The organism is Streptomyces sp. NPDC006463 (assembly GCF_042870715.1).
GTDB lineage: Bacteria > Actinomycetota > Actinomycetes > Streptomycetales > Streptomycetaceae > Streptomyces.
On sequence record NZ_JBIAHP010000012.1, the window covers coordinates 61,324 to 82,989 of the forward strand.

A 21,666-nucleotide genomic window follows, 5' to 3' on the forward strand; every position below is an offset into this window, starting at 1 on the left:
TAGAACGTCGGCGGGGCTGGGAGACCAGCCCCGTCGGCGTTCGGGGCACGAGGTCCGGGGCGAGCCCCGGCAGCCGGCCCGCAGGGGCTATCGGCGCCGCATGTCCGCGACGCGCGCCCGTTCCCCGGCCTGCTGCTCCAGCAGCGAGGCGGGCGCGCTCCGCAACTGGGCCGACGGCCCGCCCCGGCGCTGGACCGGCAGCGGGGAGTCCCGGCGCGGGCGGCGGCCCGCCATGCCGTCTCCGCCGACGGACACACCGCCACCGGCCACGGTGATCTGCACGCCCTGGTCGGCCAGCGCCTGGAGCTCCGTGGCGGCCCGGTCGTCGTGCGGCGGCGGCTCGTCCGTGACCAGGCGGGTCATCACGTCCGTCGGCACCGTCTGGAACATGGTGTCGGTGCCGAGCTTCGTGTGGTCGGCCAGGACGACGACCTCGGCGGCCGCCTGGACGAGCGCCCGGTCGACGCTCGCGGAGAGCATGTTGGACGTGGACAGCCCGCGCTCGGCGGTCAGGCCGCTGCCGGAGAGGAAGGCGCGGGAGACCCGGAGTCCCTGGAGGGACTGCTCGGCGCCGCTGCCGACGAGGGCGTAGTTGGACCCGCGCAGGGTGCCGCCGGTCATCACCACCTCCACCCGGTTCGCGTGCGCCAGCGCCTGGGCGACCAGCAGCGAGTTGGTGACGACGGTCAGTCCGGGCACCCGGGCGAGCCGGCGAGCCAGCTCCTGGGTCGTGGTGCCCGCGCCGACGACGACGGCCTCGCCCTCTTCGACGAGGGAGGCCGCGACATCGGCGATGGCGGTCTTCTCCGCCGTCGCGAGATGGGACTTTTGCGGAAAGCCGGACTCCCGCGTGAAACCGCCCGGCAAGACCGCACCGCCGTGCCGGCGGTCGAGGAGTCCTTCTGCCTCCAGCGCCCGCACGTCCCGCCGTACGGTCACTTCGGAGGTCTGGACGACGCGGGCGAGCTCCCGGAGCGATACCGCTCCGTTGGCCCGCACCATTTCGAGGATCAATTGGCGACGTTCTGCAGCGAACACGAAACTGACAGTAACCCCAACGACCGTCTGCTTTCAGCTCCTTGCACCGGAATACCGAAGTTGTCCGTACGGCGGGGCGACTAGTGGTATACGCGGTCGGTTGGTTGCGTGAACGACCGGCCACGGGACGGCGCCCCGCCCCAAACTCCTTACGGCATGCGGCGGTTACGCCTCTCCGGCGGCCTTCCGCGTGTGCAGCTGCCGCGCCACCTCGGCGATCGAACCCGACAGCGAGGGGTACACGGTGAACGCGTTTGCGATCTGCTCGACCGTCAGATTGTTGTCGACCGCGATCGAGATGGGGTGGATCAGCTCGCTCGCGCGCGGGGAGACGACCACACCGCCGACGACGATGCCGGTGCCCGGGCGGCAGAACAGCTTCACGAAGCCGTCCCGGATGCCCTGCATCTTGGCGCGCGGGTTGCGCAGCAGCGGGAGCTTGACCACGCGGGCGTCGATCTTGCCGGAGTCCACGTCGGCCTGGGTGTAGCCGACGGTGGCGATCTCCGGGTCGGTGAAGACGTTCGAGGACACCGTCTTCAGGTTCAGCGGGGCCACCGCGTCGCCGAGGAAGTGGTACATCGCGATGCGGCCCTGCATCGCCGCGACGGACGCGAGGGCGAAGACGCCGGTGACGTCGCCGGCCGCGTAGACGCCGGGCGAGGAGGTGCGCGACACCTTGTCGGTCCAGATGTGCCCGGACTCCTTGAGCCGCACCCCGGACTCCTCCAGGTTCATCCCGGAGGTGTTCGGCACCGCGCCGACCGCCATCAGGCAGTGCGTGCCGCTCAGCACCCGGCCGTCGGCGAGGGTGACCTCGACCCGGTCGCCGACGCGCTTGGCGGACTCGGCGCGGGAGCGGCCGATGACGTTCATGCCGCGGCGCCGGAACACGTCCTCCAGGACGGCGGCCGCGTCGGGGTCCTCGCCCGGCAGCACGCGGTCGCGGGAGGAGACCAGCGTCACCCGGGAGCCGAGGGCCTGGTAGGCGCCCGCGAACTCGGCGCCGGTCACGCCGGAGCCGACCACGATGAGCTCCTCGGGGAGCTCGTCCAGGTCGTAGACCTGGGTCCAGTTCAGGATCCGCTCGCCGTCGGGCATGGCGTCCGGGATCTCGCGGGGGTGCCCGCCGGTCGCGATCAGCACGGCGTCCGCGGTCAGGATCGTCTCGGAGCCGTCGGCGGCCGTGACGATGACGTCCCGGGTGCCGTCGATGCCCTGGGGGCCGCCGAGCTTGCCGCGGCCCCGTACGACGCGGGCGCCGGCCCGGGTGACGGAGGCGGTGATGTCGTGCGACTGGGCGAGCGCCAGGCGCTTGACGCGCCGGTTCACCTTGCCGAGGTCAACGCCGACGACACGCGCGGCCTGCTCCAGCGGCGGGGTGTCGTCCGCGACGACGATGCCGAGCTCCTCGTACGAGGAGTCGAAGGTCGTCATGACCTCGGCGGTCGCGATGAGAGTCTTGGAGGGCACGCAGTCGGTCAGCACCGACGCGCCACCCAGACCGTCGCAGTCGACGACGGTCACCTCCGCGCCGAGCTGGGCCCCCACGAGGGCCGCCTCATACCCGCCGGGTCCGCCGCCGATGATCACGATCCGGGTCACGAAAACTCCGCCTCACGTCTACCCGGCCGGCTGCCGCCCCGGCCGGGGCTTCCGGGGGGTCTCCCCGGGGGATGCATTCCGTGCCCCATTGTCCCGCACGCTTCAAGGTGCTTCGCGCCCGGTCCCTCCATCCGGGCACCGGCCGGGCACACCGTGATCGCCACCCCTCCCGTACTCTCGGACTCATGTCGCTCTACGCCGCGTACGCCGGCAACCTCGACCCGCGGCTGATGACGCGCCGTGCTCCCCATTCGCCGCTGCGCGGAACGGGCTGGATCAACGACTGGCGGCTGACCTTCGGCGGCGAGCAGATGGGCTGGGAGGGCGCACTCGCCACGATCGTCGAAGCCCCGCGCCACCAGGTCTTCGTCGCCCTGTACGACATCGCGCCGCTGGACGAGGACTCGATGGACCGCTGGGAGGGGGTCGGGCTCGACATCTACCGCCGGATGCGTGTGCGCGTGCACACACTGGACGGCGAGGAGGCGGCCTGGGTGTACGTCCTCAACGGCTACGAGGGCGGGCTGCCCTCGGCGCGCTACCTGGGTGAGATCGCCGACGCGGCCGAGTCCGCGGGCGCCCCGCACGACTATGTGATGGAACTCCGCAAGCGGCCCTGCTGAACCCTGCGCGGCCCCGCCTGGGTCCTTGACCGGCCCCGCCAGGGGCCCTGACCGGTCTTGCGGGGACGATTCGGCGGAAACGACAAGGCAACGATCCGAACACCGTGACCTGTGCCATCTACGCGCGTAGGCAATGAGCGGCTACGCTCTTCCGCGTGAACGCATCTGTTACCGACCCCTTCGCCGACGCCACCGCCGCAGCCGCCCGTCTGCGTGAGCTGACCGGCGCCGAATCCCACGATGTCGCCCTCGTCATGGGCTCCGGCTGGGCCCCCGCCGCAGAGGCGCTCGGCGCCCCCGAGGCCGAGTTCCCGGTCACCGAGCTGCCCGGCTTCCCGCCCCCCGCCGTCGAGGGCCACGGCGGCAAGATCCGCTCGTACAAGATCGGCGACAAGCGCGCGCTGCTCTTCCTCGGCCGGACCCACTACTACGAGGGCCGCGGCGTCGCCGCCGTCGCCCACGGCGTGCGCACCGCCGTCGCCGCCGGCTGCAAGACCGTCGTCCTCACCAACGGCTGCGGCGGCCTGCGCGAGGGCATGAAGCCCGGCCAGCCGGTCCTGATCAGCGACCACCTCAACCTGACGGCCACCTCGCCGATCGTCGGCGCGAACTTCGTGGACCTCACCGACCTCTACTCGCCGCGCCTGCGCGCGCTGTGCAAGGAGATCGACGAGACTCTCGAAGAGGGCGTCTACGTGCAGTTCCCCGGCCCGCACTACGAGACCCCGGCCGAGATCAACATGATCCGCGTCATGGGCGCCGACCTGGTCGGCATGTCCACCGTGCTGGAGGCCATCGCCGCCCGCGAGGCCGGCGCCGAGGTGCTGGGCATCTCCCTGGTCACCAACCTGGCGGCGGGCATCTCCGGCGAGCCGCTGAACCACGAAGAGGTGCTCCAGGCCGGCCGTGACTCGGCCGCGCGCATGGGCAAGCTGCTGACCCAGGTCCTCGCCCGCATCTGAGTGACCGTCGAAAAGGCCGCAGAGGTACGAGAGGTAAGGCGGAAGCAGTGCAGGAACAGGACGACCTGATCACCCGGGCCCAGGCCTGGCTGGCGGAGGACCCCGACCCGGAGACGGCGGACGAGCTCGCCGGGCTGATCGAGGCCGGCGACACGGCGGACCTCGCGGACCGCTTCTCCGGCACGCTCCAGTTCGGCACCGCCGGACTGCGCGGCGAGCTGGGCGCGGGCCCGATGCGGATGAACCGTGCCGTGGTCATCCGGGCCGCGGCGGGACTCGCGGCCTACCTGAAGGCCCAGGGTCACACCGGCGGCCTGGTCGTCGTCGGCTACGACGCGCGCTACAAGTCCGCGGACTTCGCCCGCGACACCGCGGCCGTGATGACCGGCGCCGGGCTTCGCGCGGCCGTCCTGCCCCGTCCGCTGCCGACGCCGGTCCTCGCGTACGCCATAAGGCACCTGGGTGCCGTCGCCGGCGTCGAGGTCACCGCGAGCCACAATCCGCCCCGGGACAACGGCTACAAGGTCTACCTCGGCGACGGCTCGCAGATCGTCTCCCCGGCGGACACCGAGATCGCGGCGCAGATCGCGGCCATCGGGGCGCTGTCGGACGTACCCCGCCCGACGGACGGCTGGCTGCAGCTCGACGAGGAGGTCCTGGAGGCCTACCTGACCCGTACGGACTCCGTCCTGACCCCGGGGTCCCCCCGGGGCGTGCGGACCGTCTACACGGCCATGCACGGCGTCGGCAAGGAGGTCGTCATGGCGGCCTTCGCCCGGCACGGCTTCCCGGAGCCGGTCCTGGTGGCCGAGCAGGCCGAGCCCGACCCGGCCTTCCCGACGGTGGCCTTCCCCAACCCGGAGGAGCCGGGCGCGATGGACCTGGCCTTCGCGAAGGCGGCGGAGGCCGGGCCGGACATCGTGATCGCCAACGACCCGGACGCGGACCGCTGCGCGGTGGCCGTCCCGGACGATTCCGCCGCCTCCGGCTGGCGGATGCTGCGCGGTGACGAGGTCGGCGCGCTGCTGGCGGCCCACCTGGTGCACAAGGGTGCGCGCGGCGTCTTCGCGGAGTCCATCGTCTCCTCCTCCCTCCTGGGGCGGATCGCGGAGGCGGCGGGCGTAGGCCACGAGGAGACCCTCACGGGCTTCAAGTGGATCGCCCGCGTGGAGGGCCTGCGCTACGGCTACGAGGAGGCGCTCGGCTACTGCGTGGACCCCGAGGGCGTCCGCGACAAGGACGGCGTCACCGCCGCCCTGCTGGTGGCGGAGCTGGCCTCGGAGCTCAAGGAGCAGGGCCGTACGCTGACCGACCTGCTGGACGACCTGGCGATGGCCCACGGCCTGCACGCCACCGACCAGCTGTCGGTCCGCGTCTCGGACCTGTCGGTCATCGCCTCGGCGATGGCCGCGCTCCGCGCGGAGCCCCCGACCTCCCTCGCGGGCCTGCGCGTGGTCTCGGCGGAGGACCTGAACCAGGGCACGGAGTCCCTCCCGCCGACGGACGGACTGCGCTACTACCTGGACGGCGCCTACAAGGCCCGGGTGATCGTCCGCCCGTCGGGCACGGAGCCGAAGCTGAAGTGCTACCTGGAGGTCGTGGTCCCCGTACCCGAAGCCTCCGACCTGTCTCCGGCCCGCGCCCGCGGCCAGGAAATCCTGGACGCGATCAAGAAGGACCTGGCTGCGGCCGCGGGCATCTAGCCCGCCCGGTACGGTGACGGCCCCCCGAGCTCGAGCTCGGGGGGCCGTCGTCGTCTCCGAGGCCCGCCGGGGCCGCGCCGTGCGAACGGTGCGTCAGGAAGGGGTGGGGCGCACGACGTCGCCCAGGGTCGGGATCGACTCCGGTCGGGAGCGGACCGCGTCCGTGCACTCCCACTTCCGCGGCGGATCGGCGTCCGGGCCGCCCAGGACCACCGGTCCCGGGCCCGCGGACACGGCTTCGCTGCCCGCCAGCGTGCACACGACCTGCGACAGGGCCACCGGCGGCAGGTCCTCCGGCTTGCGGCTCAGCCGCACCGTGCCGGCCGGGTCGCCGGTCCTCGGCGCGACCGCCGTCAGCCCCGAGGGGACCCCGGTCGTGAAGCCGGCGTCCCGCTCCTCCGCGCTCGGCGTCCGCTCCAGCGCCTCCAGCAGCGCCTGCGCGACGAGCGCCACGGGGTCCTTCAGCACCCTCTTCTCCGGTATCGGGACGACCCGCTCCACACCCACCAGCTGCGATCCGCAGACCAGTTCGACCGTGGCCCGGAAGCCCTGCACCCCGCTCTGCCCGCTCGGCTGCGCCGGGGTTTCGCACGACACCCGCGAGGGCGCCGGGCCCACGTCCACGGGCACGGTGGTCGCCCTGATCCCGCACCCCGAGACGGCGAGCAGCACCATCGCCACCGGCAGGGCCCTACGCATCCTGGTCACCCGCGATCACCTTCCCCACATCCATCGGCAGCCGCAGGGTGAACAGCGCCCCGGCCCCGGCCACGTTGGCGGCGGTGATGTCACCGCCGTGGATGTGCGCGTTCTCCATCGCGATCGACAGGCCCAGTCCGCTCCCGTCCGACTTGGGCCGCGACGCGCTCGCCTTGTAGAACCGGTCGAAGACGTGCGGCAGGACGTCCTCGGGGATGCCCGGCCCGTTGTCCTGGACCGCGATCACCAGCCATTCGTCCTCCACGACCACCTTCACCCGCACCGGCGAGCCGCCGTGCTTGAGGGCGTTGCCGATCAGGTTGGCGAGGATGACGTCGAGGCGGCGCGGGTCGAGCCGCGCCACGATGCCCCGCTCGGCGTCGAGTTCGACCGCGTCCAGCCAGGCGCGCGCGTCGATGCAGGCCGTGACCTGGTCGGCGACGTCCACGTCGTCCAGCACCAGCCGGGCCGTCCCCGCGTCGAAGCGGGTGACCTCCATCAGGTTCTCCACCAGGTCGTTGAGGCGGCGCGTCTCGCTGACGACCAGCGCCACCGCCGGTGCGATCATCGGATCGAGGTCGTCGACCTCCTCCTCCAGCACCTCGGCGACCGCCGTCAACGCCGTCAGCGGCGTACGCAGTTCGTGCGACATGTCCGCGACGAAGCGCCGGCTCGCCTCCTCCCGCGCGCTCATGTCGGCGACCTTCTTCTCCAGCGCCTCCGCCGTCTTGTTGAAGGTGTGCGACAGGTCCGCGAGTTCGTCCGTCCCCGACACGTCCAGCCGGTGGTCCAGCTCGCCCTCGCCCAGCCGCCGCGCCGCGTCGCCGAGCCGCTGCACGGGCCTGAGCACCGTACGGGCCGCGGCCTGCGCCAGCAGCGCCGAGCCCAGCAGCGCCAGACCCGTCGCGATCGTCAGCGACCAGGCGAGCGCGTTCAGGTCGTCGCGCTCCTGCGCGAGCGACTTGTACATGTAGCCGGTCGGTCCGCCGCCCACGATCCGGGTGCCGCCGACCAGGTAGGGGTTGCCGTGCGGCTTCGTCCGCTGCCAGTACACGTGGTACTCGGCGTCGTTCGCCGCCGTCGTCTTCTGCCGGTCGTTGACCGCGTTCTGCAGGGACTTCGGTACGTCGCCCAGCCCGAAGGTGTCGGGACCCGCGGCGCCGGTCACCTGGCGGTGGTCGCCCAGCTCCTGCACCAGCAGCACGCTGTACCCGGGGCTGCTGCCCGCCATCAGCTCGGCGGTGCGCTGCATCTCCGCGGGGGTCGGGTCGGCGGGCAGTGCCGCGGCCCGGTTCTGCATCTCCTGCCGGAAGTCGCCGAGTGCGGCCTCCTGGACACGGGTGAGGACGGCCTCCCGGTTGAGCCAGTACGCGATCCCGGACGCGGAGACCGCGGCCGTGAGCGCGACGAGCGCGAACACCACGAGGAGCCGCAGCCGCAGGCTGGTCCAGCGCCGGCCCGCGAACAGAGGTCTGATCACTGCGGCGAGTCCAGCCGGTAGCCGACACCCCGGACGGTACGGATCAGGGTCGGGGAGGAAGGCACTTCCTCGACCTTGGCGCGCAGCCGCTGCACGCAGGCGTCGACGAGCCGCGAGTCGCCCAGGTAGTCGTGCTCCCAGACGAGCCGGAGCAACTGCTGGCGGGAGAGCGCCTGTCCGGGACGGCGGCTCAGCTCCAGCAGCAGCCGCAGCTCGGTCGGGGTGAGCTGGAGGTCCTCGCCGTTCTTCGTCACCGTCATCGCGGCGCGGTCGATGACGAGGGAGCCGAAGCTCGCGGAGTCGCTGGACTCGCGCTCACCGCGGCGCAGCACGGCGCGGATGCGGGCGTCGAGGACCCGCCCCTGCACGGGCTTGACCACGTAGTCGTCGGCCCCGGACTCCAGGCCCACGACCACGTCGATGTCGTCGCTGCGCGCGGTCAGCAGGATGATCGGCAGCTGGTCGGTGCGCCGGATGCGCCGGCACACCTCGAAACCGTCGATCCCGGGCAGCATCACGTCCAGCACGATCAGGTCCGGCCGCTGCTCGCGCAGCAGCTTCAGGCCGTCCTCGCCCGTCGCCGCGGTGGCCACACGGTGGCCCTGGCGAGACAGGGAGAGTTCGAGGGCCGTGCGGATGGCGTCGTCGTCCTCGATCAGCAACAGGAAAGGCACGGGCTCATTCTGTCCCATCGACCGACGGGAGTTCGACCGTCCGGGGTACGGGATCTCTTCGCGTCCTCGCCGCGCCCTCGCCGAGATCGCTGTGACAGGCCTGTGACAGTCGACGGACACCCCGGTTAAGTCGGCCGGGCAGTCTTCTATCAGCAACCGAACACGACGGACCCAAGCAGACTCCACGACGGGGGGCGCGAGATGAACACGCTGCACAGCACCACCACCAGCGCGGTTGTCACGCGGCTGCACGATGTGAACCGCCGGGCGGGTGTCCGTAAGGTTGCGGTCACCCGTCCCCGGCCGGCACACGTCGTAGCCATTGACGCAAACCAGTACCGGGCGGTTCCCGCACAGGGCACGCCGTCCTCCACGTCCGAGGCCGAGTTCACGGCGTACGTCCAGGAGCGGCGGGCCGCGCTGTACGCGACGGCCTTCCACCTCACCGGCGACCGCCACGAGGCCGAGGACCTGCTGCAGAGCGCACTGTTCTCCACGTACCGCGCCTGGGACCGGATCAGCGACAAGGCGGCCGTGGGCGGTTACCTGCGCCGCACGATGACGAACCTGCACATCAGCGCGTGGCGCCGGCGGAAGCTGAACGAGTACCCGACGGAGGAGCTGCCGGAGACGGCCTCGGACACGGACGCGATGGGCGGTACGGAGCTGCGCGCGGTGCTGTGGCAGGCGCTGGCCCGGATCCCGGAGCCGCAGCGCACCATGCTGGTGCTGCGGTACTACGAGGGCCGGACGGACCCGGAGATCGCGGAGATCCTCGGGATCAGCGTCGGCACGGTGAAGTCGAGCATCTGGCGGTCGCTGCGGCGCATGCGGGACGACGAGGCGCTGAGCTTCGGCCGCGACGAGGCGGAGTCCTTCGAGGAACTCGTCGCGTAACGCGGCGCCGACAAAGAGCCATCGGGCCAGGGGGCCCGTCCTACGGGGGTGGGGCGGGGGCCGCGGGGGGAAAAGGCGGGATCAGGCGGCCGGGGGTCCGCGTGATCCCGCCTTTTCGCGTGCTGAGGGTCCGGGCGCGCCGCCCCCGCCAGCGGCGCCGCGGCGAAGTCCCCGGTTACGCCGGAGCGGCGGCGCGGTGGCGGCCCGCCGCGGCGGCGGCCAGGCGGCCGAGGGCCTCGTCGCGGCCACAGGCGTGCGCGCCGAGCGCGACGTGCCGGGCCACGATGCCCCGCTCGGCCCGCATCAGGCGAAAGCCCCTGCGCAGCAGGAAGGGCACGGACTTGCGCCCCTCCCGCAGGTCACGGGCGAGGCGCCGCCGGAAGGTGGTCGAGGGCCGCCCCCGCAGGCAGATCGCGTCGGCCAGCAGACCCAGCTCCTGACAGCGCGCCGCGATGTCGGCGGCGAAGATCCCCTCAGCGATGAACAGCGGGGTCCGCGGTGACCGCGAGATGTCCAGGGTCTCGGTCCCGGTCCGCGCGGACGTGGCGATGTCGTACACCGGCACCTCCGTCCGCCCGGCCGCGCACAGTTCCGCGATCGCGGCGACGGCCGCCTGCGCGTCCCACGATCCCGGCGAGTCCCAGTCGATGTCGGAGCTGCCTTCGACCAGGGGGAGGGTGGGGTCGGCGCCCTCCTTGTAGAAGTCGTCGAGGCGCAGCACGGGCAGCCCGGACCGGGCGGCCAGTACGGATTTTCCGGAGCCCGACGGACCGGTCAGAAGTACGACGCGGGTCGGTGAAGGAGAAGAACAGCTCACGGGACACCAGTCTGAACCATTCCCCCGGGTAGGGGATCCTCCCGGTGGCCGGTTGGTATCCAGGATCACACCTCAACTACGCTGCGTGCGCACGCGACTACGACCACAGGCGGGAATCCCATGGCACGTCACGCAGCCCCCTCCGCAACGCACCGGCTCCGCACCGCCGGGCTGGCGGTCTCGATGGCCGGCGCGGCCCTGGCGATGGCCGCCGGCGGCGCGCAGGCCGGCGAACTCGATGTCCCGGCGGCCCTCGCCGGGGTCACCGACCCGATCTCGAACCTCAAGGTGAATCCGCTCGCCCACACGGGCGTGGATCCGCTGGACAACGGAGTCGCCACGAAGGTCGCGGACTTCCCGGCGGTCGGTACGGGCATGGTCACCGGCGTCCTGACGCAGGGGCCCTCCGTCGGCGAGCTGCCCACGGCCGCCGTCACCTCGCTGCTGGGGCCGGTGCTCCCCAAGTCGTAGGCGCGCACGGGAAGGCCCCGGCAGCGTGGACGGACGCTGCCGGGGCCGGACTCACCCGGGCGGGCCTAGTAGGAGGAGCCGCCCGCGCCCAGCGACCCGGTGGGGTGCCAGACGGTCTTGGTCTCCAGGAACGCGGTCATGCGCCGCGTGCCCGGGTCCGCGCTCCAGTCGTCCACAGGCTGTGGACGCAGGACGCGCTTGAGGTTGTCGGCCGCCGCGATCTCCAGCTCCTTGGCCAGCGCGACATCCGCACCCGCCAGGTCGATCGCGTTGACGTCCTGGTGGGACGCCAGGTGCGGGCCCATCTCGGCGGCCTTGCCGGACAGGATGTTGACGACTCCGCCGGGCAGGTCGGAGGTGGCGAGCACCTCGCCGAGGGAGAGCGCCGGGAGCGGCGCCTTCTCGGAGGCGATCACGACGGCCGTGTTGCCGGTGGCGATCACCGGGGCGAGCACCGAGATCAGGCCCAGGAAGGACGAGTCCTGCGGGGCGACGACCGTGACGACACCGGTCGGCTCGGGGGTGGAGAGGTTGAAGAACGGGCCCGCGACCGGGTTGGCCCCGCCGACGACCTGGCCGATCTTGTCGGTCCAGCCCGCGTACCAGACCCAGCGGTCGATGGCCGCGTCGACGACCGCGGCGGCCTTCGACTTCGACAGGCCCTCGGCCTCGCCGACCTCGCGGACGAACTGGTCGCGGCGGCCCTCCAGCATCTCGGCGATGCGGTAGAGGATCTGGCCCCGGTTGTACGCGGTCGCGCCCGACCAGCCGCCGAAGGCCTTGCGGGCGGCGACGACCGCGTCACGCGCGTCCTTGCGGGAGGACAGGGGGGCGTTGGCCAGCCACTTGCCCTTGGAGTCCGTCACCTCGTACACCCGGCCGCTCTCGGAGCGGGGGAACTTGCCCCCGACGTACAGCTTGTAGGTCTTGAAGACGCTCAGACGCGCCGTCGACGACTCAGACATCGAGGTAACCCTCCAGGCCGTGGCGACCGCCCTCGCGGCCGAAGCCCGACTCCTTGTAGCCGCCGAACGGCGAGGTCGGGTCGAACTTGTTGAACGTGTTGGCCCAGACGACGCCCGCGCGGAGCTTGTTCGCGACCGCGAGGATGCGGCTGCCCTTCTCCGTCCAGATGCCGGCGGACAGACCGTACTGGCTGTTGTTGGCCTTCGCGACGGCCTCGTCGGGCGTGCGGAAGGTCAGCACGGACAGCACCGGGCCGAAGATCTCGTCGCGGGCGACGGTGTGCGCCTGGGTGACGTTCGTGAAGAGCGTCGGGGCGAACCAGTAACCGGCGGACGGCAGCTCGCAGGCCGGGGACCAGCGCTCGGCACCCTCGGCCTCGCCGGTGTCCGCGAGCGCGGTGATCCGGGCGAGCTGCCCGGCGGAGTTGATCGCGCCGATGTCGGTGTTCTTGTCGAGCGGGTCGCCGAGGCGCAGCGTGGACAGGCGGCGCTTGAGCGAGTCGAGCAGCTCGTCGTGGATCGACTCCTGGACCAGCAGGCGGGAGCCCGCGCAGCAGACCTGGCCCTGGTTGAAGAAGATGCCGTTGACGATGCCCTCGACGGCCTGGTCGATGGGGGCGTCGTCGAAGACGATGTTGGCGCCCTTGCCGCCCAGCTCCAGGGTGACCTTCTTGTCGGTCCCGGCGACGTGGCGGGCGATCTTCTTGCCCACGGCGGTCGAGCCGGTGAAGGCGACCTTGTTGACGTCCGGGTGCTCGACGAGGGCCGCGCCCGCGTCCCCGTACCCGGTGAGGATGTTGACGACGCCCTTGGGCAGGCCGGCCTGGCGGCAGATGTCCGCGAAGAACAGCGCCGACAGGGGCGTGGTCTCGGCGGGCTTCAGGACGACCGTGTTGCCGGTGGCGAGCGCCGGGGCGATCTTCCACGCGAGCATGAGGAGGGGGAAGTTCCAGGGGATGACCTGGCCCGCCACGCCCAGCGGGCGCGGGTTCGGGCCGTAGCCCGCGTGGTCGAGCTTGTCGGCCCAGCCCGCGTAGTAGAAGAAGTGCGCGGCGACCAGCGGGAGGTCCGCGTCGCGGGTCTCCTTGATCGGCTTTCCGTTGTCCAGGGTCTCCAGGACGGCCAGCTCGCGGCTGCGCTCCTGGATGATCCGGGCGATGCGGAAGAGGTACTTGGCGCGCTCGGAGCCGGGCAGCGCGGACCACTTCTCGAAGGCCTTGCGGGCGGCCTTGACAGCGCGGTCCACGTCGGCGGCGCCCGCCTGGGCGATCTCGGCCAGGACTTCCTCGGACGACGGCGAGACGGTCTTGAAGACCTTGCCGTCGGCGGCGTCGGTGAACTCTCCGTCGATGAAGAGGCCGTAGGAGGGGGCGATGTCGACGACCGAGCGGGACTCGGGAGCCGGTGCGTACTCGAAGAGGGATGCCATGGTGATCAGTCCACCGTCACGTAGTCGGGACCGGAGTAACGGCCGGTGCTCAGCTTCTGGCGCTGCATCAACAGGTCGTTGAGCAGGCTGGAGGCGCCGAAGCGGAACCAGTGGTTGCTCAGCCAGTCCTCGCCCGCGGTCTCGTTGACCAGGACCAGGAACTTGATCGCGTCCTTGGTGGTGCGGATGCCGCCGGCCGGCTTCACGCCGATCTGGATTCCAGTCTGCTCCCGGAAGTCGCGTACGGCTTCGAGCATGAGCAGGGTGTTGGCCGGGGTGGCGTTGACGCCCACCTTGCCCGTCGACGTCTTGATGAAGTCGGCGCCCGCGAGCATGCCGATCCAGGAGGCCCGGCGGATGTTGTCGTACGTGGACAGCTCGCCGGTCTCGAAGATGACCTTGAGGCGGGCCGCGGTGCCGTCGGGGCGCACGCACGCTTCCTTGACGGCCTTGATCAGCTCGTAGGTGTCGAGGTAGCGGCCGGCGAGGAAGGCGCCACGGTCGATGACCATGTCGATCTCGTCGGCGCCGGCGGCCACGGCGTCGGCCGTGTCCGCGAGCTTGACGGGCAGGGCCGCGCGGCCGGCCGGGAACGCGGTGGCGACGGAGGCGACCTTGACGTCGGCGCCGTTCAGCGCCTTCTTCGCGGTGGCCACCATGTCGGGGTACACGCAGACGGCGGCCGTCATCGGGGTGCTGCGGTCGGTCGGATCGGGGTTGACGGCCTTGGCGGAGAGCGCCCGGACCTTGCCCGGGGTGTCCGCGCCTTCCAGCGTCGTCAGGTCGATCATCGAGATGGCCAGGTCGATGGCGTACGCCTTGGCCGTCGTCTTGATCGAACGGGTGCCGAGGGAGGCCGCGCGGGCCTCCAGACCGACAGCGTCGACGCCGGGCAGCCCGTGCAGGAAGCGGCGCAGCGCACTGTCGGACGTCGTCACGTCAGCGAATGCGGTGAGGGTGGTGGGCATGGTCACCAGATGAGCATATCTACGCGCGTAGCGACCTGTCACCCCCCACGGGTGCACATCTGTGCGGGGTCGGCCACATCCGGGCGCGGCCGGGCCGGACCGCGGATCGGCCTAGCGGAGCGCTGACCTCCGCTTTTGCTGTTGCGCGGCGATGACGGGAGCCCCACGGTCCGGTCGGACGAGATCCGTAAATTCTTTCTCAGCAGCCCGCCAGAACCTCGGCATGCGCCTCCTCCCTCTTCCTCACTCTGCTTCCGGGAGTCGTTATGCGTACCGCCGTCTGTTCCGCCCTCGCCACCGCCGTCATCGCCGGCGCCCTACTGGCCCCGGCCGCGGGTACCGCCTTCGCGGTCGCACCGGCCGGCACCGCGGCCGCTTCCGGCTCTGTCTCCGTCCCCGACATCGACGAGGGCGTCGTCGCGGTGCTGCGCCACAAGGCGAGGGCCCCGAGGCCTGGATCCGCGCCGTCTCCAAGGACTGGAAGCAGGGCGACGACTACATGGGCCGGGTCCTGACGGTGCTGGACGACGCGCACCGCTCCGCCACGGGCGGCAAGCTGCAGCTGAAGCTCGTCGAGGGCGGCGAGATCCACGTCCAGAACCTCGTCGTGACCAAGGAGGGCACGGACACCTCCTACCCGCTGCCCGGGGGCCAGGGTTCCGAGTGCGTGAGCGGGCCGGTGACCAAGGCCCTGGGCCGGGGCCTCGAAGTCCGGATGACCACCTCTCCGGAGGGCCCGCGGGCCGAGCTGTTCGGCCCGGCCTCCGGTGACACCGCCTGGCGGACCCTCACCCGCAAGAACCCCGCGCTGCCGGCCTCCGAGGGCGAGGTCCGCATCCTGAACGCGAGCTCCGCCGAGCCGCTCCTGGAGTGGCACGTGCAGAACGGCGCTCCGGTCGGCCACGCCTCCTTCCCGAAGCTCCACCCGGGCTGCACCTTCAACTACACGCTGCAGAAGCCGACCCGGACGCCGCTGCCGGAGACGGCTCCGTCCGACGAGCCCGTCACGAAGCCGTCCGCGACGCCTTCCACCCCGGCCGCCCCGAAGCCGCAGACCGCCGGCCAGACCTCCGTCGTGCCCAAGGGCGGGGTCGCGGCCGGTGCCGAGGTCGCGGCCTCCGAGGAGTCCGCGGGCTCCACCACCGCGCTGGGCGCCGCCCTGGCCGCCGTCCTCGCCGGGGTGGGCACCGCCTTCGCCCTGCGCCGCCGCGCCCGCGCCACCCAGCGCTGACGCACCCGCATCCCCCTGTCCATGCCCGCCTGAGGCGTTTCCGGACACTTTTACGGGCACTATTTCGGACGCTTTTCCGGGCGCTTTTCCGGGCGAGCTTCAGGCGGATCCGATAGGGAATCGACACCTCCATTCCGACACGCGTTCGGCCGTTACACGGCCATGACAGGAGGCAGATCGTCCGCGCGCACGAGATCCATAGATTTGTCTTCAGCAGCCCGCCACACCTGACCCGGTGAACAAGACCGAACAGACGCAACGCGGCATGCGGCTCTCCTCCACCCTCCTCACCCACGCTTCAGGAGTCGTTATGCGTACCGCCCTCCGCACCTCCATCGTCACGGCCGCCCTCGCCGGCGCGCTCCTGGCCCCAGCCGCCGGCACGGCGTTCGCCGCGTCCGGCATGCCGGGCGCCGCCCCGGTCGCCCAGCAGGCGGTTGCGGCGACGAGCGCGGCCGCGTCCGGCGACGAGACGGCCGACCTCGGCGGGAACCTGGTCGCGCACATGAGCAACTCCGCAGCTGGGGGGCCGCGCGTCGAGATCCGCGCCGTCATCGACGGCAAGACCGAGCCGGGCATCGTCGCGACCCTCGACCGTGCGCACACCAAGGTGTCGAAGCAGGGGGTGATCTTCGAGCTCACCAAGGCGGACACGGCCGCGCCGGTGCTCACCGTGTTCATGAACGGCGTCACCAAGTCGTACCCGCTGCCGGCCGCCGAGGCCGGCGCCGACTGCCGCTCGGGGCTCAAGGGGCAGCCGATGGGTGGCGGCATGCGGGCCGAGCTGCGCGTGACCGAGAACGGCCCGCAAGCTTCCCTCATCGCCGACCCGGACGGTCGCGCCTTTGCCACTCTGTACCGCACCGAACCCTCGCTGCCCGAGTCCGCGGGCATCATCGCCCGGATCGTGAACCCCAGCAGCGCCACTCCCGTCTTCGAGTGGAAGACCGAGGGTGGCAACAGCACGGTCGGCCGGACCTCCTTCCCCGCGTTCCCCAAGGGGTGCAAGCCGAACTACAAGTTCACCGACGACAAGCCGGTGACGAAGCCCACCACCCCCGCCCCGACGAAGCCGCAGACCGCGGGCCAGACGACGGTGGTCCCGAAGGGCCCGGTCGCCGCGGGCGCCGAGCTCCCGGCCGAGACCGCCTCGGGCGCCGGCGGCACCGCCACCATGGCGGCCGGCGCCGGCCTGATCGCCGCCTTCGGGGCCCTGGGCGCCAGCGTGGTCCTGCGCCGCCGACGCGCAACCCAGGGCTGACGCCCCCGCTTCCCCCCTGCCCTCCTCCGGCGGGCCACCGATCCGGTGGCCCGCCGAAAGCCGTCCCCGGAGCACTCCATGGCCCACCGCGCCCGCCCCATGCTCGCCGCCGTCCTCCTCGCCGCCGCCCTGACCGGCTGCGGCGCGGCCACCACCACCGCACCCGCGCCCGGGGCCGCCGCGCCTTCCGCCGCCCCGCCCTCGGTCACGCCGACCACCGCCCCCGCCGCCCCGGCGTCGGCCGCCCCGATGCCCGCCTCCGCGCCCGTACGCGTACGGATCCCGGCGGCCGGGGTGGACGCCTCGCCGCTGCTGAAGCTGGGGCTGGCCGCCGACGGCACGGTCGAGGTGCCCTCCGTGGCCGAAGCGGACAAGGTCGGCTGGTACGGCAAGGGCGTCACCCCCGGCGAGACCGGTCCCGCCGTGCTGATCGGGCACTTCGACACCGCGCGCGGCCCCGCCGTGCTCAAGGACGTCTCCAAGGTCCACACCGGTGACGAGATCACGGTGTCCCGGGCGGACGGCAGCACCGCCGTCTTCCGCGTCCGCGAACTGGAGCAGGTCGGCAAGAAGCAGTTCCCCACCGAAAAGGTGTACGGGGACACCACCCGCCCGGAGCTGCGCGTCATCACCTGCGGCGGCGAGATCACCGACGGCCACCGGCCCGACAACATCATCCTGTACGCCGATCTCGTCAGCTGAGACGGCGTGGGGCAGAATCGACCGCATGAGCAGCCAGCAGCCCTCTGATGAACCGGTGTACGACGACCGGGTCTACCGCTCCTCCATGGCCGTGGTCACGGGCGTGCTGCTGCTCGCCCTGATCGCGTGGCTCTGCGGGGACGCCGTGGTGCGCGGCTCCGGGAACAGCCCGTGGATCGCGCTCGCGGTCGCGCTCTGCGCCGTACCGCTGGTCGTGGCCTTCACCATCCGCCCGGCCGTCTTCGCCAATGCCGACCGGCTGCGCGTACGCAACCCCTTCCGGGTCATCGAGCTGCCGTGGGCGGCCGTGGACTCGGTGCGCGCCGGGTACTCGGCCGAGGTGCTGGCGGAGGGTTCGAAGTATCAGCTCTGGTCCGTCCCCGTCTCGCTGCGCGAGCGCAAGAAGGCGGCCCGCCAGCAGCAACAGCAGCCCGGCCGCCGCGGCGGCGGGCCCGGCGGCCCGGGGCCGTCCTCCTCGGATGCGCAGAAGCCTGCCGTACCGGCCGAGCCGCAGCGGGCCGAGGCCGACCGGGTCGTGGACGAGCTGCGGGACCTGGCGGAGCGCGGTGCCTCGCGGCCCGGCGCCCAGGGCAGCGTGCGCGTGACGTGGTCGTACGAGATCATCGCGCCGGTCGTGGCCGGCGCGCTGGTGCTGATCGTGCTCCTCGCCACGGGCTGACCGGTCCTTCTGCGCCCCCGTACGTGCTCCCCAGCACATCTCACCCCGGGCGGAACCAGGGCCACCGGACGGTGCGTCCTCGCAGGTGTGCAGCGCAATGAGGCCGGCGGCAGCGCCGCCACCGCCATTCATCTCCGGTTCCGGCTCCTGGCAGCCGTCCTGCTGGTCGCCCACCTCCTGGTCGTCGGCTGGCTGACTCTTCGGCCGCTGGACGTGCCCTGGGCCGCGGCCGCCAATCTGAGCCCGCTGGAGGGGATCAGGGCCGACCTCGCCTACGGGCCGCTGGAGGCCGCCCACCGGATCGGCGAGGGGCTGGCGCTGCTCGCCCCGCTAGGGGTGCTGCTGCCGCTGGTCAGCGGGCGGCTCGCGCCGTCGGCACTGTCCGCGTGGTCCTCGCTCGCCCGGACCGCGGCCGCGGGCGCGCTGGTCTCGGTGTGCATCGAGATGCTCCAGACCGCGGTGCCGGGCCAGGTGGTCGACGTGGACTCGGTCCTGCTGAACACCGTCGGGGTGCTGCTCGCGCACGCGGCCGTCGTACCGGCGCTGCGCGCCCGGATGAGGCGTTCACGCACCGCTTATCAGGGGGCCACCCCGAGAATTACCAGGGTCGGGCTCGGCCCCTGGACCGAGGTCCTGTCGGCGGTTCCCCGGGAGTATTGAGGCATCGCAGAAAAGCGATCCCGATTAAGGAGAACCCCATGAGCGCCCTTGCCCGCCCCCGTGACGGCCGGTGGATCGGCGGAGTCTGCGCCGGACTGGCGCGCCGCTTCGGAATTTCCGCGAACACGATGCGCGTCATATTCGTCGTCTCGTGCCTGCTGCCCGGCCCGCAGTTCCTGATCTACCTGGCGCTGTGGCTGCTCCTGCCGAACGAGAAGTCCGCCTCCACCGCCTGGTAGGCCCTCCGTCGGACCGGGGGGGCGTCAGCCGGCCCGCTGGACCTTCTCCAGCTGCTTGTCGGCGACTTCCTGCGGCACCTGGGTCTTCTGCTGGCCGGCCGCCACATTGAGGGCCATCAGCCGCACGACGGTGTCTCCCTCGCGTACGACGACCAGGTGGACCTGTGCCGAGACGCCCTGGGCGGCCGCGGTCGTGGTCCAGCTGACGCTCTCGTCGCCGGACGTGCGGTAGTGGGCGGCCCGCACCTCGCGGTAGCTGCCGGTCTGCTTCTCGACCGTGGCGGAGAAGCCCGTACCGCAGGCGGCGACGGCGGCCTTGAGGCGGGCGATGAGCGTCTTGGCGTCGCTCTCGGCGTAGGAGCTGACCGAGGCGGAGACCGCGAGTCCGACCTGCTTCAGGGAGCCGACGCCGCGGTTGACGGTCTCGCGCGCGGCAGGGTCCGGCTTGTCGCCCATGATGTCGGCAAGCGGCTGGCAGGCCTTCTTGTCGGCCTGCGGCTGACCGTTCGGGGCGCTCGGGTTCTTGCCCTGGGCGGAGATCTGGTAGCCGGGCAGGTCGCCCTGTTCCAGCGCGGACCGCTCCAGCCTGCTGCCGGTCTTGGGTGCGGCGGAGCCGCCGGGGGCGGTCGCCGCCGGGCCGCCGGGCGCTCCCGAGGCCTGACTCGCGGAACCCTTGGGGTCCGGGGCCTTGTCCTTCGCGGGGCTGCCCGTACCGGCGCAGCCGACCGCCGCGAGCAGCAGGGCGGGGACCAGCGCGACCATCGTCGCTCGTGCCTTCATGCGCATGACCAAGAACCTCATACCGATGGGGTCGGCGGGCAGTTGATGGTGATCGTGGCACACGGCACGGCGGTACACACACCTCGCCGAAGAGGCGTACGACCGCCGTGCGCGCGTTCGCATCGGGACAGCGTCAGCCGCCGTTGAGGGCGCCGGTGAGCGGGTTCAGCAGGCCGGTGACCGAGGAGGTGGGGTCGCTCGACTGCTGGCCCCCCTGGGCGCCCGTCTGCTGCGGGCTGGTGACGCCCTGGAGCGCACCCGTGGCAGTGCCCAGCGCGTCGGTGAGACCGACGGCCGGGAGGGCGGCGGCGGAGGCGGTACCGGCGGCGACGGCGGCGAAGGCGGCACCGAGAGCGGCGGCACCGAGGATCTTGGCAGCTGACTGCTTCATGAAAAATAGTCCTTGCGGAGGGGAATTGAGCGGCTCCGCAAACTAGTCACGTAAAACCCCCGCCCGCAAACATCAGTAAATACGAGAAAGCGCCCGGGAATTGCTCCTCCCGGGCGCTTTCAGTACGTCATGCCGTGGCCTACGCCGAGACAGAACCCCTGGTGGAAGCGGTCTGCTGGAACAGCCACTCCGACTTCAGTTCCGCATAACCAGGCTTGATGACCTCATTGATCATGGCCAGTCGTTCATCGAAAGGAATGAACGCGGACTTCATCGCATTGACGGTGAACCACTGCATGTCGTCGAGCGAGTAGCCGAAGGTGTCCACCAGGTGCTCGAACTCGCGGCTCATGCTGGTGCCGCTCATCAGGCGGTTGTCGGTGTTCACCGTGAGCCTGAAGTGCAGCTTGCGCAGCAGACCGATCGGGTGCTCGGCGTACGAGGCGGCCGCGGCCGTCTGCAGGTTCGACGTCGGGCACATCTCCAGGGGGATGCGCTTGTCCCGGACGTACGAGGCCAGGCGGCCCAGCTTCACGGAGCCGTCGGCGGCGACCTCGATGTCGTCGATGATCTTCACGCCGTGGCCGAGGCGGTCGGCACCGCACCACTGCAGGGCCTGCCAGATCGACGGCAGACCGAAGGCCTCGCCCGCGTGGATCGTGAAGTGGTTGTTCTCGCGCTTGAGGTATTCGAAGGCGTCGAGGTGGCGGGTGGGAGGGAACCCGGCCTCGGCGCCGGCGATGTCGAAGCCGACCACGCCGTTGTCGCGGTAGCGGTTGGCCAGCTCCGCGATCTCCAGCGCGCGGGCGGCGTGGCGCATCGCGGTCAGCAGGGCGCCGACGCGGATGCGGTGACCGCTCGCCTTCGCGCGGCGCTCGCCCTCGCGGAAGCCGTCGTTCACGGCCTCGACGACCTCTTCGAGGGTCAGGCCGGCTTCCAGGTGCTGCTCGGGGGCGTAGCGGATCTCGGCGTACACGACGCCGTCCTCGGCCAGGTCCTCGGCGCACTCGGCGGCGACCCGGAAGAGGGCCTCCTTCGTCTGCATGACCGCGCAGGTGTGGGCGAAGGTCTCCAGGTAGCGCGGAAGGGAACCGGAGTCGGCGGCTTCCCGGAACCAGATGCCGAGCTTGTCGGCGTCGGTCTCGGGGAGGTTCTCGTAGCCGGCCTCACGGGCCAGCTCGATGATGGTCCCGGGGCGCAGTCCACCGTCGAGGTGATCGTGCAGCAGCACCTTCGGGGAGCGGCGGATCTGATCCGGGGTCGGCAGGTTGGGGGTCTCGCTCGTCATCTGGGCACTCTAACTCCTACGCGCGTAGAGCGACGCGCCGACGACGGCCGCAGATATGTAACAGTGACCGCGCGGACGGATGGCGTACACCTCGGCGTCTGAGA

The 21,666-nt window shown here is 71.8% G+C and carries 24 protein-coding genes; 12 read left to right on the plus strand and 12 right to left on the minus strand.

Features of this window, described 5'->3' with window-relative positions:
* Positions 1 to 87 precede the first annotated feature (87 nt).
* The gene (locus ACFYOB_RS22525) at positions 88 to 1,038 is read right to left on the minus strand and encodes a DeoR/GlpR family DNA-binding transcription regulator (protein WP_388562098.1); all 951 of its coding nucleotides are present in this window, start codon (positions 1,036 to 1,038) and stop codon (positions 88 to 90) included.
* A gap of 165 nt (positions 1,039 to 1,203) precedes the next feature.
* Positions 1,204 to 2,643 (minus strand): NAD(P)H-quinone dehydrogenase, encoded by a 1,440-nt coding sequence (locus tag ACFYOB_RS22530; RefSeq protein ID WP_328927306.1) that lies wholly within the window; start codon positions 2,641 to 2,643, stop codon positions 1,204 to 1,206.
* Between the two features lie 185 nt (positions 2,644 to 2,828).
* Between ACFYOB_RS22530 and ACFYOB_RS22535 the strand changes: the two genes are divergently transcribed.
* The 3 genes from ACFYOB_RS22535 to ACFYOB_RS22545 all read left to right on the plus strand — a co-directional run bounded on the left by ACFYOB_RS22535 (position 2,829) and on the right by ACFYOB_RS22545 (position 5,931).
* Positions 2,829 to 3,266, plus strand: a complete 438-nt coding sequence (locus tag ACFYOB_RS22535; protein ID WP_069921661.1) for a gamma-glutamylcyclotransferase — start codon at positions 2,829 to 2,831, stop codon at positions 3,264 to 3,266.
* 155 nt (positions 3,267 to 3,421) lie between these two features.
* Entirely contained in the window at positions 3,422 to 4,228 is an 807-nt protein-coding gene (locus ACFYOB_RS22540) for a purine-nucleoside phosphorylase (RefSeq protein WP_328927305.1), read from the plus strand.
* A 47-nt stretch (positions 4,229 to 4,275) separates the two neighbouring features.
* Positions 4,276 to 5,931, plus strand: coding sequence for a phospho-sugar mutase (locus ACFYOB_RS22545; RefSeq protein WP_388562101.1), 1,656 nt, complete (start codon positions 4,276 to 4,278; stop codon positions 5,929 to 5,931).
* 93 nt (positions 5,932 to 6,024) lie between these two features.
* Here the strand turns inward: ACFYOB_RS22545 and ACFYOB_RS22550 are convergent, their stop codons facing one another.
* From ACFYOB_RS22550 to afsQ1, 3 genes are read right to left on the minus strand one after another with little or no spacing between them, the layout of a single operon-like run.
* Positions 6,025 to 6,630 carry a hypothetical protein gene (locus ACFYOB_RS22550; RefSeq protein ID WP_388562446.1) on the minus strand — a complete coding sequence of 202 codons (606 nt, stop codon included), beginning with the start codon at positions 6,628 to 6,630 and terminating at the stop codon, positions 6,025 to 6,027.
* Positions 6,623 to 8,110 (minus strand): ATP-binding protein, encoded by a 1,488-nt coding sequence (locus tag ACFYOB_RS22555; RefSeq protein ID WP_388562103.1) that lies wholly within the window; start codon positions 8,108 to 8,110, stop codon positions 6,623 to 6,625. The genes ACFYOB_RS22550 and ACFYOB_RS22555 overlap by 8 nt, the downstream gene beginning before the upstream one ends.
* Positions 8,107 to 8,784: a two-component system response regulator AfsQ1 gene (gene afsQ1, locus ACFYOB_RS22560; protein ID WP_063783935.1), complete on the minus strand. Its 678-nt coding sequence runs from the start codon at positions 8,782 to 8,784 to the stop codon at positions 8,107 to 8,109. The genes ACFYOB_RS22555 and afsQ1 overlap by 4 nt, the downstream gene beginning before the upstream one ends.
* Before the next feature lie 201 nt (positions 8,785 to 8,985).
* Between afsQ1 and ACFYOB_RS22565 the strand changes: the two genes are divergently transcribed.
* Positions 8,986 to 9,681 (plus strand): SigE family RNA polymerase sigma factor, encoded by a 696-nt coding sequence (locus tag ACFYOB_RS22565; RefSeq protein WP_328927302.1) that lies wholly within the window; start codon positions 8,986 to 8,988, stop codon positions 9,679 to 9,681.
* Positions 9,682 to 9,856: 175 nt separating this feature from the next.
* Here ACFYOB_RS22565 and ACFYOB_RS22570 read toward each other — a convergent pair whose 3' ends face one another.
* Positions 9,857 to 10,564, minus strand: a complete 708-nt coding sequence (locus tag ACFYOB_RS22570) for a uridine kinase (RefSeq protein ID WP_388562448.1) — start codon at positions 10,562 to 10,564, stop codon at positions 9,857 to 9,859.
* A gap of 54 nt (positions 10,565 to 10,618) precedes the next feature.
* Between ACFYOB_RS22570 and ACFYOB_RS22575 the strand changes: the two genes are divergently transcribed.
* Complete coding sequence (locus ACFYOB_RS22575) at positions 10,619 to 10,969, plus strand: hypothetical protein (RefSeq protein WP_388562106.1); 351 nt, start codon at positions 10,619 to 10,621, stop codon at positions 10,967 to 10,969.
* 65 nt (positions 10,970 to 11,034) lie between these two features.
* Here the strand turns inward: ACFYOB_RS22575 and ACFYOB_RS22580 are convergent, their stop codons facing one another.
* Genes ACFYOB_RS22580 through deoC form a run of 3 tightly spaced genes read right to left on the minus strand, consistent with a single transcriptional unit; the run spans position 11,035 to position 14,331 of the window.
* A complete protein-coding gene (locus tag ACFYOB_RS22580; protein ID WP_388562108.1) occupies positions 11,035 to 11,934 on the minus strand; it encodes an aldehyde dehydrogenase family protein in 900 nt (299 codons plus the stop codon).
* Positions 11,927 to 13,363: an aldehyde dehydrogenase family protein gene (locus ACFYOB_RS22585; protein WP_388562110.1), complete on the minus strand. Its 1,437-nt coding sequence runs from the start codon at positions 13,361 to 13,363 to the stop codon at positions 11,927 to 11,929. The genes ACFYOB_RS22580 and ACFYOB_RS22585 overlap by 8 nt, the downstream gene beginning before the upstream one ends.
* Positions 13,364 to 13,368: 5 nt before the next feature.
* Complete coding sequence (gene deoC / locus ACFYOB_RS22590) at positions 13,369 to 14,331, minus strand: deoxyribose-phosphate aldolase (protein ID WP_388562450.1); 963 nt, start codon at positions 14,329 to 14,331, stop codon at positions 13,369 to 13,371.
* Between the two features lie 266 nt (positions 14,332 to 14,597).
* On the opposite strand from deoC, the gene ACFYOB_RS22595 reads away from it, so the two are divergent.
* The 7 genes from ACFYOB_RS22595 to ACFYOB_RS22625 all read left to right on the plus strand — a co-directional run bounded on the left by ACFYOB_RS22595 (position 14,598) and on the right by ACFYOB_RS22625 (position 19,103).
* Positions 14,598 to 14,846: a hypothetical protein gene (locus ACFYOB_RS22595; protein ID WP_388562112.1), complete on the plus strand. Its 249-nt coding sequence runs from the start codon at positions 14,598 to 14,600 to the stop codon at positions 14,844 to 14,846.
* Positions 14,831 to 15,562 carry a hypothetical protein gene (locus ACFYOB_RS22600; protein WP_388562114.1) on the plus strand — a complete coding sequence of 244 codons (732 nt, stop codon included), beginning with the start codon at positions 14,831 to 14,833 and terminating at the stop codon, positions 15,560 to 15,562. Before ACFYOB_RS22595 ends, ACFYOB_RS22600 begins: the two co-directional genes overlap by 16 nt.
* Before the next feature lie 310 nt (positions 15,563 to 15,872).
* Positions 15,873 to 16,823, plus strand: a complete 951-nt coding sequence (locus ACFYOB_RS22605) for a hypothetical protein (RefSeq protein WP_388562116.1) — start codon at positions 15,873 to 15,875, stop codon at positions 16,821 to 16,823.
* A gap of 78 nt (positions 16,824 to 16,901) precedes the next feature.
* Positions 16,902 to 17,525 carry a class F sortase gene (locus ACFYOB_RS22610; protein ID WP_388562118.1) on the plus strand — a complete coding sequence of 208 codons (624 nt, stop codon included), beginning with the start codon at positions 16,902 to 16,904 and terminating at the stop codon, positions 17,523 to 17,525.
* 25 nt (positions 17,526 to 17,550) lie between these two features.
* The gene (locus ACFYOB_RS22615) at positions 17,551 to 18,204 is read left to right on the plus strand and encodes a PH domain-containing protein (protein ID WP_388562120.1); all 654 of its coding nucleotides are present in this window, start codon (positions 17,551 to 17,553) and stop codon (positions 18,202 to 18,204) included.
* Between the two features lie 87 nt (positions 18,205 to 18,291).
* Complete coding sequence (locus ACFYOB_RS22620; protein ID WP_388562122.1) at positions 18,292 to 18,864, plus strand: VanZ family protein; 573 nt, start codon at positions 18,292 to 18,294, stop codon at positions 18,862 to 18,864.
* Positions 18,865 to 18,902: 38 nt separating this feature from the next.
* Complete coding sequence (locus tag ACFYOB_RS22625) at positions 18,903 to 19,103, plus strand: PspC domain-containing protein (protein WP_388562124.1); 201 nt, start codon at positions 18,903 to 18,905, stop codon at positions 19,101 to 19,103.
* A gap of 24 nt (positions 19,104 to 19,127) precedes the next feature.
* Here the strand turns inward: ACFYOB_RS22625 and ACFYOB_RS22630 are convergent, their stop codons facing one another.
* The 3 genes from ACFYOB_RS22630 to ACFYOB_RS22640 all read right to left on the minus strand — a co-directional run bounded on the left by ACFYOB_RS22630 (position 19,128) and on the right by ACFYOB_RS22640 (position 21,562).
* Positions 19,128 to 19,889, minus strand: a complete 762-nt coding sequence (locus ACFYOB_RS22630; protein WP_388562126.1) for a hypothetical protein — start codon at positions 19,887 to 19,889, stop codon at positions 19,128 to 19,130.
* A gap of 127 nt (positions 19,890 to 20,016) precedes the next feature.
* Complete coding sequence (locus tag ACFYOB_RS22635) at positions 20,017 to 20,274, minus strand: hypothetical protein (protein WP_388562128.1); 258 nt, start codon at positions 20,272 to 20,274, stop codon at positions 20,017 to 20,019.
* A 139-nt stretch (positions 20,275 to 20,413) separates the two neighbouring features.
* The gene (locus ACFYOB_RS22640) at positions 20,414 to 21,562 is read right to left on the minus strand and encodes an adenosine deaminase (protein WP_388562130.1); all 1,149 of its coding nucleotides are present in this window, start codon (positions 21,560 to 21,562) and stop codon (positions 20,414 to 20,416) included.
* Positions 21,563 to 21,666 lie beyond the last annotated feature (104 nt).